Origin of the sequence: Bacillus sp. SIMBA_005 (assembly GCF_046535585.1) — a bacterium.
Taxonomy (GTDB): domain Bacteria; phylum Bacillota; class Bacilli; order Bacillales; family Bacillaceae; genus Bacillus; species Bacillus pumilus.
Map to the genome: position 1 here is coordinate 1 of NZ_JAWRWI010001139.1, position 237 is coordinate 237.

A 237-nucleotide genomic window follows, 5' to 3' on the forward strand; every position below is an offset into this window, starting at 1 on the left:
CCTGAAAAAGAAAATATTTCGATACCTAAAGAAAATTTAATTTTTACTTCAATACCTTATCCGCTACAAGTCACAAGCGGAAATGTCATTATATCAGATATCTCTGCGATAATTGATTGGGATAAAGACTATTACTTAAACTATGAAAATTTAAAAGATGAAAGCTATGACAATTGTGACAGTGTTCAGTTGTCAAAAAACAATTATTCAGTTAAAATAACGGGTTACTGTGGAAAT

General features: G+C 29.1%; 1 protein-coding gene. It reads left to right on the top strand.

The annotated features are described in order from the left end of the window. A partial coding sequence (locus SB660_RS23680; protein ID WP_410585035.1) for a hypothetical protein occupies positions 1 to 237 on the top strand: 237 nt, incomplete at both ends.